Here is a 10,253-nt window from a genome sequence, read left to right as displayed (position 1 = left end):
GCCCAGGATCCGACGGTGGCCTGGGTGCGGCCGCGTACCTTGCCACCGAGCAGCAGCACAGTGGCCTGGGAGGTTTCCGCCACCGCTGCGGCGGTGGGCAGCGAGGCGGTTATCACGGTCAGGTTCCGGTCGGTGGGCAGCATGTCGGCGATGAGCCGGTGGGTGTAGCCCTCGTCGATGAATACTGTCTCCGCCTCACCTATCAGGCGCGTGGCGGCGGCGGCGATGCGGCGTTTGGCCTCCACGTGTTGGGTCTGGCGCTGGGTCAGAGAGGTTTCGAACCCGGCGCTTTCCACCGGGTAGGCGCCGCCGTGGTTCCTGCGGACCAGACCACTCCGCTCGAGTGCGCTGAGATCCCTGCGGATTGTCTCCGGTGCCACCCGGAAGTCAATCGCCAGGGCGGAGACCTCCACGCTTCCCTTCTGGCGTGAGAGAGCCAGGATCCGATGCTGCCGCTCCTCAGCTTTCACGCACACGGCACCCTTCTGAGATTTCCGTTCGGGCGAACACTGCCCGTATGTGCCCGCCCTGGATTTATACAGCCGGCTTTCTCCAGATGAGGCGCCCGTTTGTGGGGGAAACTTGCCCGCTTGCCTGTGCCGGGCGGACGGAATTCCCGCAGGTCATCGCGGCATTGGCAACATGTCCGACATCCGCTGTTAACCGAATCGGGGGCCTGCGGTGCACGAATCCACAACACGGCCCTCGCGGACCGGCGGTTGCCCGGGTCATGCGAGCAGGTGGTCGGCGACCGCGGCGCCGGTGACGATGCCGTTGAAGAGGCCGGTCTTCAGGGCCGCCGAGGTGGCGGCCCGCTCTGCCCGAGGACATCGCCCTAGCGAACGCGCAGTTGCCGCCGACGCGGCAGGAACCCGCGGCGCGGTACCCGCCACCCCGCAGGCACGCCGGACGTCCGCCGCAGCATGGCGGTGACCGTCTCGCCGCCGTTTGAGGCTCAGGCAGTGGACGATGGAGTCGGCGAAGGCGTCGACGATCATCAGCCCGCGCCCGCTTTCGTCGCCGTCCGCGGGTTCGCGCGCAACGGACAGGAGCCGTGAACCGTCACGCACCTCGATGAACAGGGCATCGGGTTGCAGCGGCATCACCAGGACGATCATCGCGCCCGGCCATCGCCTGCGCCTGCGTTCACCTGGCAGACCACGCCCGCCATGGCGGATGGAGTTCGTGACCAGCTCGCAGACGATCATCACCGCCGCCTCGATGCGGTCCTCGTCCTCACTCCAGGAGCGCAGGAAGTCGCCGGCAGCTCATGTGAGTACAACCGGCCGGCCCGTCGGCGTCAGCACCGCGCCCCATCCCGTGGCCTGCCGGGATTCTTCCATAATGAGCGAGGCGATCCTCAGACGGAGCACCGAATTTCTTGCACCGCGGTCTCCGCACAAGGGCGCCCGTATGTACAAACCCACCCGGCCAGCGGGGCGAAAGGCCGCCATCTGCGCTCACTCTGCTTTCGCTGAATAGCGTGTTGACAAATGGCAGTAACCGCGACTGCAGGCGCGCATCACTTGTGTGTGCCCATTCGCTGCATAGGGCAGACAGCTGCCGGCGACGAAGAGCTGCTGACCGGGGCGCAGGCGCTTCAGGTGGGCGGCGTCAGTGGCGCCGAGCTCGCGCAGCTGATGGCAGCGAAAGATCCGGGCACTCGTCGAACAGGCCGTCACCACCCTCGAGTCCGGGCGGCTCCTCCGCTAGATCCGCTGCTCGACGACCCGGATCACCAGCCTCGTCCAAGCCGTCCTCACCCTCCATCTAGCCAGCTCAGGCTGAGGAAAAATGGGGCTCAGTGGGTCGAACCACGTTCATCAGACGTTTAGGGGGCCCCACTATGTTCTCGCTTCATGATCTCTCTCTTAGACCCCGGACCCATGAGCAGCGGCCGGCGGCGCATGGCGACGCTGCTGGCCGCGACAGTCGCCCTGATGTGCGCGATGATCGTGTGGCCGGTCCGCAGCGCGCATGCGGTGGATCCCCCCGACTCGCACACTCCGGCGACCTGGAACCTGCAGGACGGCAGCGACCGTTGGGCCGGCGCCTACACCTTGGCCAGTACCCATGACGTCGTCGCGCTCCAGGAGGTCTCGGACCGGCCGCCGGCCGGAACCAGGCTGCTGCGCACGGTCAACGGCGTCCAGGAGTACGAGTGGCACAACAGCGGTGGCCCGCTGCGCTACCTGTACATCATGCCGGAGCCGTCCCGGAACCTGGGCATGGTCACCTCTTGGCGGGCCGACGACGTCTTCCCGATCGACAGCGTCTACCGGGATGCGCTGGGCGTGGTGAACAACGTGACCGGCACTCTGATCGCCTCCGTGCACGCCTCGGCCCGGGGCGGCGGGGACGCCCGCACCCTGATCGACCGCGTTCAGGCCCGCGCCCGGGCCTGGAGCTGGGACTGGATCGCCCTGGGTGACTTCAACCGCGAACCCCATCAACTCAGCCTTCCCGCCGGCACCTTCCTCTACAACAGCGGCCAGGCCACCCACATTTCAGGCCGCGAGCTGGACTACGGCGTCTCCAACGTGGAGACCAACCGGTGGCAGGCCACCGTCGACACCAACCGTGGCAGCGACCACTGGCCAGTGGTCTTCGGCTCCCTGCTCGGCTCCGCCGGTCCCGCGACCATCACCGTCCACAACGACGGCAACGGCCGCAACCTCGACGTCCGGCGAGCCCTCGACGCGGACGGCACCCCGGTCATCGCCTACAGTGCCAACAACGGCAGCAACCAGAAGTGGAAGCTTGAGCCGCTCATCGAGACCGCCCCCGACGGCGACACCCTCTACCGCATCGTCAGCCAGGACTCCAAGAAGTGCCTGGACGTCAAGGACGGACAGAACTCCGGCGTCGGCTCCATCATGCACATCTGGACGTGCCACGGACTGGACGGCTCCCCCAAGCCCGGCGGGCCGCAGCGTGACAGCCAGAACTTCACGCTGGAACACCCCATACGCTCCCGGCCCAACCTGACGATGCTGCGCGACAACAGCACCGGCATGTACGCCAACGTCTTGCAGTCCGGCCAATCCGCGCCGGTCGTCCAACTCCCCGACTGGTTCGGCCCCGTCCCCGTGCCCAACGAGACCTTCTACCTCCACCCCGAAATCGACCGGGGCTGAACACCGCGTACCCGCAGCAACGCGAACGAGCGAAACCTCAGCACGACGGCCGGCCCCCACGGGCCGGCCGATTCAGCGCGGTCTTCCAGCGCATGGTCGAGCGGGTGGGCGGGCAAGGTGCTGTTCCGCACAAACATGGCCTCTGAACTGCGGAAATACAAGGCGGCAGACGAGTCGGGCTGTACGCCGAGCATGGCCGATGCGCTTCGGATCAGCGGTCATCTCTTGTTGGTAATGGCGCCCGCCGGCCCCGGAACGGAGGTCATCGCTGACCTCTTCGACACCGTCGCAGAGCAGCCGCGTCACACGTTCGATCCCCGGCAGCGTCGAAAACGCCACACAACGCTGAGCCTGAGACGAGCTTGGTTTGTCTGAAGCGTGGAGACATCATTGCTCAACTCGCAGTAGTCGTGGTCAACATCGCCGTCCCCGCTGGCGCGGGGGGATCGTGCGCACAGCCGGCTCCTCTCGATCCCGCTGTCGGTCCCGTCGGCTTCGACAGATCGTCACAGCACTGTCTCGATCCGTGATGACCGGCGGATGCGGCAGTCTGGTCCGGGCTCAGGGAGTGCAGCTGCCTTCCGCCGCTCCGTCGGGCCGGTCTTCTCACGGGCTGAAGTCGCCAGGCCTCGCTCTCACCGCCGCAGCCTCGTTCGCGGGCCCCCTGAAACGGACCACGCGGTCCGCTGGATGCTCACTCACGGGGCTCCTCCGCAATCTGTTGAAGGTCCCGCGCCTTCCGAACCGCACGGGCAGGCGCGGTGGTCCAGAAGGCGCGAGCATGGCAACCTGTCTGACCGCCAGACAGGTCCCCGACACTGTGCCGACTCTCCTGCCATTGCTCCAGTGGACATTTCCGAGTGACACTCGTTAGAGAAAGCGACGATTCCTTGGCCGGCTCCATGTTCGATCTCCACCGGCTCCGCCTTCTGCGGGAGCTCAAGCACCGGGGCACACTCGCCGCGGTCGCCTCCGCGTTGTCATACAGCCCTTCCTCGATCTCCCAGCAGCTTTCGCTGCTGGAGTCGGAGGTTGGTGTCCCGCTCCTTGAGCCCGTGGGCAGACGCGTGCGCCTGACCGCTCAGGCTGAGATCCTGGTTGCTCATACCGAAGCCGTACTGGAGAGGCTGGAACAAGCCGAAGCCGACATCATCAGTTCCCTGAGCGAACTCTCCGGCACCCTGCGCATCGCGTCTTTTCAAACTGCGGCGCTGGCTCTCGTCCCAACGGCACTGACACTTCTGCGTGATGCCCACCCTCGCCTGCGCGTCCAGGTCACCCAGCTGGAGCGCGAGAGCGCACGTTCGGCGCTGATGGCTCACGATGTCGACCTGGTCATCGATGTGGAATACCCGGGTGACCCCAGCCCTCGCCACGCCGAACTCGAGCAGGAGGTCCTCGGCCGAGACACCCTGCACCTGGTCCACCCAGGGATCACGGATGGGGCTGAGCCACAGGAGGTCCTGTGCATGCTGGCCGATCACCCATGGGTCATGGAGCCTGAGGGAACGGCCGCCCGCACCTGGGCGATGACCGTGTGTCGTGAGGCCGGATTCGAACCCGACGTGCGCTATGAGTCCGCCGACCTTCTTCTCCACCTCCGGCTGGTGGAAGAGGGGCATGCTGCCGCACTGCTCCCGGACCTCGTATGGCTGGGCCGTCGCCCGACTATCGCCCTCCAGCCGGTTGCCTTCGCGCACCAGGAGCGCACACTGGTCACCGTCGTACGCCGCGGTAGCGGCCAACACCCCGCCATCCATGCCGGCCGGCAAGCGCTCGACAAAGCTTCTGACATCCACTTCGGCCGTCAGACAGACGGCACCGCACCGTCCTTCCCCTGGCCTGAAAGTCCTGACGCTGTTGATGACTGATTTCGACGAGCGACGCTGAGGCGTGAGTCCGACGGTAGGCGACCGGGCAGACACTCGGCCCGCGGTCACTGATCGTTCGTGAGTGCGTCCGAAGGCCCTCGATCATGGCGGTGCCACCGGGCGGGCATGCACCAGCCGCGGCCCAACGCTTCGGCATAGTCGCGTGGCGCCCGGTTCGTCATGATCTGTCAGCTTTGTCGTGCCCTGGAACGTGACAGGCACGGCTTCCAAGATCATGGAGTGCTCTGGGGCCCCTGCGGGATCCGAGTGGAAGACCATGCTTGCCGACGCATCATCGTTGATCCCGCCTGCCCTTGACCAGCTCAGCGGACACCGGGGAGGTCCCGGCCCTGCTGGAGCGGCTGGCCGAGGTGCCGGACCCACGGAATCGGCGCGGGGTCCGCCACCGCTTGACCGTCGTCGCCGCACTCACCGCGTGCGCCGTGCTGGCCGGGGCGAACTCACTGCTGGCGGTCAGCGGATGGGTTGCCGATGCCCCCGGCGCATATGCTGGAACAAATCGGTTCCTGTCCCCGATCCACTCCTACCCAGGCGGGTCCTGACCTGCCGAGACAACGGTCCGTCGGCTGCTGGCCGCATCGACAGCGACGCACTGGACCGAGCGGTCGGACGCTGGCTCGCGGATCGCTGGCCCAAGCCGACCAGGACCGCCCAGGCTGCGCGGCCTGGCCATGGAAGCAAGAGCCTGCGCGGTGGCGCCAAGGCGAAGGGGCGGAAGGTCCATCTGTTCGCCGCGCTGGATCACACCATCGGCCTGGTCTTGGCCAAGCTGTACGTCGGCGAGAACACCAGCGAGATCACCTGCTTCCAGCCGCTCCTGGACACCATCGCAGACCCCGCCGGGAGGAGTGGTCACCAGCGACGCGATGCGCACCCAGCGCGAGTACACCGACCACCTCCTCGACCGAAGCGCCCACTACATCGTGATCGCCAAGGGTGACCTGAAGCTGTTTGCGCACTCAACTCAATCCCTTCCCTGGAAGGACATGCCATTACGGGTCGTACCGGGGGCAGCGGCCCACGGCCACTTGGAGATCCGCCGGATCAAGGTCGCCACGGTGAACAACCTCTTCCCCGGAGCTCGCCAGGTCATCCAGATCAGGCGCCGCGTACCGACCGCATGACCGGCAAGACCACCATCAAGACCGTCTACGCCACCAGCCTGAGCGCCGCGCACGCCACTCCGGTCCAGCTCGCCCGACTCGTCAGCGAACACTGGAAGAGCGAAGCCCTGTACCACCGCGACACCACCTTCGCCGAGGACGCGTCACAGGTACGGACCGGCAACGCGCCCCGCGTGATGGCCACCTGGCGCAACCTCACCACCGGAGCTTCCGGACCGCCGAAGTGAAGAACAGCGCGGCCGGCCTCCGCCGCAATGCCCGCGACCCCCGCCGTACCCTCACCCCTTCTCGGGCGATCAAAAGCCGGGCGTCACGCGACTACGCCGAAGCCATGCCGCGTGGCCTAATACCGCTCCGGGCGCGAGAAGCGGCCTGGTTACGGGCTCCGGACGCACGAGACCTCGAGGGGCTGAATCATCGGGTTTCCTAAGCATCGCCGGTCGGAAACGCTCGCTGGAACAATGCCACGACGTTCGGCAAAGTGAGCGCGTGCTTCGAAGACGGGGTGCCGATCTCTTCGGCGGCTCGGTACTCGCCGCAGTGGTTCGGGCCCCTGAGAAGACGCAACTCCGGGCCCCTGCCCAGCCGGTGTCGGACCGCGCCGTCGATGAGCAGCTCCCTATTTGCCTTGGTTTCGGTGGTCCCGCCACCGCACCCCACCATGTCGCTCCCCGCGGTGGTGACGAGCGCCGAGAGCGGACAGGACAAAGGAACAAGCAATTGCACACACAAAGCACGCGGCGCTTTTGTCCGGCCCCGTCGGCACGCCGCCACCCTACGGCCCTGGTATCGGTGGACGAGACCCCGAGTTCGGTCCTGGCCATGAGGCTGGAAATTGCCGGTCTCAGTCTCGGCGCCGCTGCGCGATGGGGGAGCGAATCAGCCTGTGCCTCCATGCTGGAACGACCGGCGATAAGCCTGCTCGACGCGCCGACGAGGAAGGCTGACGGGCTGGCCGAACTCATCCGTGCAGCGTCCGTGATCGCCCCCGTTGCCGTCCTGCGAGCCGAAGGCGGGATGCGGTCGCCGCATTCGCTGCGGGGGCGGTAGATGTTCTTGACCGGCAGGCACCGGCTGCCGAACTGGCCTGGCGTATCCGTGCTGACCTCAGACGCCGCCCGCCAGTGCCTCCGCCCCCTGCCTATCCCAGCGCACCGCAAGCCAACGCCTCCTCTTTTCCCGCATTGCCAAAGCCCGAAAGCCTGTCTGCTGTCATCATCTGAGACTGCCCTTGGGAATTCCCGGCCTTCCCATGCAACTGCGGGCACTCAGGGCCCGAATCCAACGGCTGCTGCCCGACTTCGCTGACCACGGACTGGCACTTGTAGTGGATGGACAGTGGGGACGGGTGACCTACCGGACCTGGAGCACAGCGGCTCCAGGCATGAGTCTCCTGTAACCCCTCAGGTCGGCGGCGAATCCCGTGCTTCGCTCTTCGTCGCTGGCCGGACTCTGCCGATTCCCCCTGACTTGCAGGGTTTCGCCTGGATGCCACGAGTAGTTGGCAGTGCTGGGGGTCGTCGAGGTTCGCCTAAGCGATACGTGCCTTCGCCTCATCCGTCCTCGATACCGAGGCCGCACCACGAAAATCCGGTTTCGCAAATGATCCTTCTTCACGAGAATCCCCAACAGGCTACGGCCACGGAGGTGCGGTCATGGATATAGCGATCTTCGGCGCAGGGATCGCGGGCTTGACTGCGGCGGTCGCGCTGGAAAACCAAGGGCATCGGTGCCGGGTGTATGAACGCCAAAACTCAGTCATCGACGCAGGAATGGGTTTCATCCTCGCCGGGCAAAGCGTCCAGCAGTTGGCCGCCTACGGGGTCGAGGTGGGTGTCGGGTCGTCAGGAGCCAGCCTTGAGCGTTTCCACCAGCACGATGCCGCCGGCACGGTACTTCGGGTCGAGGACATGCCGTCCGGTGCCCTGGGTATGCGCCGTGCCGATCTGGTCAGTACGCTGCGGAACGCTCTGAGCTCACCGGTGGTATTCGAAACCGGGCTGGTAGGACTGACCCTAGATGCGGCTGGAGCGGTGACCAACGCCCGCCTGATCACAGGAGAAACGGTCACGGCGGACCTGTACGTCGCCGCTGACGGGGCGCGTTCGCATGCCCGCTCATCACTGTTCCCCGGATGGCCGATGCCGCTGGCTCAGGTTATGGAGGTCGTTGGTGTGGTGCATAGTCCCGAGACTGTCGAATGGGCAGCCGGCGACTTCAACAAGTTCAGCGACCTCGGGGGAGGCCAAGCGTTCGGGATGGTACCCGTAGACCGCCAAAACATAGTGTGGTACCTGCAATTCGACACCCAGCAGTTCGAACCACCCTCAAACGACCCAGGCTCGCTCCGGCGGTTCGCCAACGCCATAGCCGGTTCCTGGGCAGAGCCGATCCCGCATCTACTGTCATCCACAGACTTCTCGCGTGTGCACCTGTGGAGCCCGGTCGACACCGACGTCGTTCCCCGGTTCCACGGCAACAACCTCGTCCTGCTCGGTGACGCCGCGCACCCCCTGTCACCCTTCACGAGCCAGGGCGTCAACACGGCGATCGCAGACTCCACCGCCCTTGCCTCACTTCTGGAGACGGCAGACACGCCCGCTGCCGCCTTGGCCGCCTATACAGAGGAACGCCGCGGGCCGCGTTGCTCCTTCACCATTCAGGGGCGTGAGCTCACCCGGCGGTTCCTGGAACCGTTGGACGCCACCGCACCGTTGCTGCCCCTGGCCGGATAGAGACAGGCACATGTCACATAACTGGTTCGCAGACCACGCGATACGGCTGGATCTGCTCCGCGAACGGGCCTTCAACCAGCGGTGGGCACAGCAACCTGGCCAGATCATTCCGCTGACCGCAGCCGACCCCGATTTCCCCGTCAGCCCCGCCATCCAGGAGCAAATGGCTCGCTACGTCCGGGAGGGCACCTTCAGCTATGCACCCCCCGAAGGGCTACCGCGATTCCGAGAGAGTGTCGCGGAATATTTCTGCAGTACTCGGCGCCTTCCATGCGGCCCTGACGCAGTGTTTGCCACCGACGGTGCTGCTGCCGGCCTCGCAGCGGTCGCCCGCGCCAGCCTCGCCCCTGGCGACGAGGTCCTCATCCCCGACCCGGTTGACTTCCTGTTCGCCCACACCATCGGGCTCGCCGGAGGTGTCCCGGTCCGGATCGCCATTAGGCCGACCACCTCTGCCGACGAGTTCATCGATCAACTGCAGACGCACATGAGCCCGCGCACGAGAATGCTGTGGCTGTGCAACCCCCACAACCCCTACGGCGTGGTCTATCCCCGGGACTGGCTGGAACGGGTCGCCACGTGGGCAGTCCGCCATGATCTGCGGATTCTCAGCGACGAGGTGTGGTCCGACATCGTCTATCCGCCTCACCAGCACACGAGCCTCGCCTCGCTCCACCCGGAGATCGGCCGTAGCTCCGTCACCGTGTACGGCTTCTCCAAGAACTTCGCGCTTGCCGGGCTCCGCGTCGGTTGCGTCATCGCCACCGAAGCGAGCTGGCGCAACCAGATCCTCGCCGCGTCCGATGCCTGTAGCACTGTGACCGGCGTATCCGTGCTGTCGCAGGTCGCCGCGGCAGCCGCCCTGACAGACGCTCACAACTGGCTGGGAGAATTCCTCCGGCACCTGCATGCCCAACGCGACTATGTCCTCGAGAGACTCGCCTGCTGGCCCGGCGTCACGACTCGGCCGCCGCAAGGCACCTACGTCGCCTTTCCCAATGTCAGCGCGCTCGATGCGGATGTGGAGCGGCTCTGTACCCACCTGCGCAACAACGCGGGCGTCGCACTCGTCCCCGGCGCCGCCCGCTGGTTCGGCCCCGGCGCCAGCGACTACCTACGCCTGAGCTACGCCACCTCTCGCGCCATCCTTCAGGAAGCCTTTGACCGACTCGACCCCGTCGTCAAGACACTCGTGGCGACCCGGACCGAGAAGAACAGGTAAACCGCGCCAGGAACTCGGCGACCCAGAACTACGACTTCCCTGCCAAGAAGGCCAAGTACTTCACCGGCCGCAGGGGAGTGGGCATCTTCGCGCTGACCAGCCGGTACTCCAGCACGTCGAGTGGACCCCGTGTGCTCCCGTCG

10 protein-coding genes and 1 pseudogene are annotated in these 10,253 nt (G+C 66.3%); 9 read left to right on the top strand and 2 right to left on the bottom strand.

The window, feature by feature from the left end; all coding sequences use genetic code 11:
* Together ACZ562_RS32255 and ACZ562_RS32250 are read right to left on the bottom strand one after the other, a co-directional pair.
* Positions 1–470 (bottom strand): DeoR/GlpR family DNA-binding transcription regulator (locus tag ACZ562_RS32255; RefSeq protein ID WP_471186411.1); only part of this gene is annotated, 470 nt, incomplete at its 3' end.
* Between the two features lie 258 nt (positions 471–728).
* Positions 729–1,253 carry an ATP-binding protein gene (locus ACZ562_RS32250; protein WP_471186435.1) on the bottom strand — a complete coding sequence of 175 codons (525 nt, stop codon included), beginning with the start codon at positions 1,251–1,253 and terminating at the stop codon, positions 729–731.
* Between the two features lie 397 nt (positions 1,254–1,650).
* On the opposite strand from ACZ562_RS32250, the pseudogene ACZ562_RS32245 reads away from it, so the two are divergent.
* The 9 genes and pseudogenes from ACZ562_RS32245 to ACZ562_RS32205 all read left to right on the top strand — a co-directional run.
* A pseudogene (locus tag ACZ562_RS32245) lies at positions 1,651–1,788 on the top strand (IS5/IS1182 family transposase); the annotation flags it as partial.
* Between the two features lie 71 nt (positions 1,789–1,859).
* Positions 1,860–3,137 (top strand): RICIN domain-containing protein, encoded by a 1,278-nt coding sequence (locus ACZ562_RS32240; protein ID WP_471186408.1) that lies wholly within the window; start codon positions 1,860–1,862, stop codon positions 3,135–3,137.
* Between the two features lie 135 nt (positions 3,138–3,272).
* Positions 3,273–3,512 carry a hypothetical protein gene (locus tag ACZ562_RS32235; protein ID WP_471186405.1) on the top strand — a complete coding sequence of 80 codons (240 nt, stop codon included), beginning with the start codon at positions 3,273–3,275 and terminating at the stop codon, positions 3,510–3,512.
* Between the two features lie 527 nt (positions 3,513–4,039).
* Positions 4,040–5,008 carry a LysR substrate-binding domain-containing protein gene (locus ACZ562_RS32230; RefSeq protein ID WP_471186402.1) on the top strand — a complete coding sequence of 323 codons (969 nt, stop codon included), beginning with the start codon at positions 4,040–4,042 and terminating at the stop codon, positions 5,006–5,008.
* 371 nt (positions 5,009–5,379) lie between these two features.
* Positions 5,380–5,571 (top strand): transposase family protein, encoded by a 192-nt coding sequence (locus ACZ562_RS32225; protein WP_471186432.1) that lies wholly within the window; start codon positions 5,380–5,382, stop codon positions 5,569–5,571.
* Between the two features lie 306 nt (positions 5,572–5,877).
* Positions 5,878–6,153, top strand: coding sequence for a hypothetical protein (locus ACZ562_RS32220; protein ID WP_471186399.1), 276 nt, complete (start codon positions 5,878–5,880; stop codon positions 6,151–6,153).
* A complete protein-coding gene (locus tag ACZ562_RS32215; protein ID WP_471186396.1) occupies positions 6,150–6,380 on the top strand; it encodes a hypothetical protein in 231 nt (76 codons plus the stop codon). The genes ACZ562_RS32220 and ACZ562_RS32215 overlap by 4 nt, the downstream gene beginning before the upstream one ends.
* A 1,428-nt stretch (positions 6,381–7,808) precedes the next feature.
* Positions 7,809–8,888, top strand: a complete 1,080-nt coding sequence (locus ACZ562_RS32210; protein ID WP_471186394.1) for an FAD-dependent oxidoreductase — start codon at positions 7,809–7,811, stop codon at positions 8,886–8,888.
* Positions 8,889–8,898: 10 nt separating this feature from the next.
* Entirely contained in the window at positions 8,899–10,110 is a 1,212-nt protein-coding gene (locus ACZ562_RS32205; protein WP_471186391.1) for a pyridoxal phosphate-dependent aminotransferase, read from the top strand.
* Positions 10,111–10,253 lie beyond the last annotated feature (143 nt).

This window comes from Streptomyces sp. NPDC040410 (genome assembly GCF_055595715.1).
Note: the sequence above shows the minus strand (reverse complement) of the source record. Positions and strands in the feature narration are given on the sequence as shown.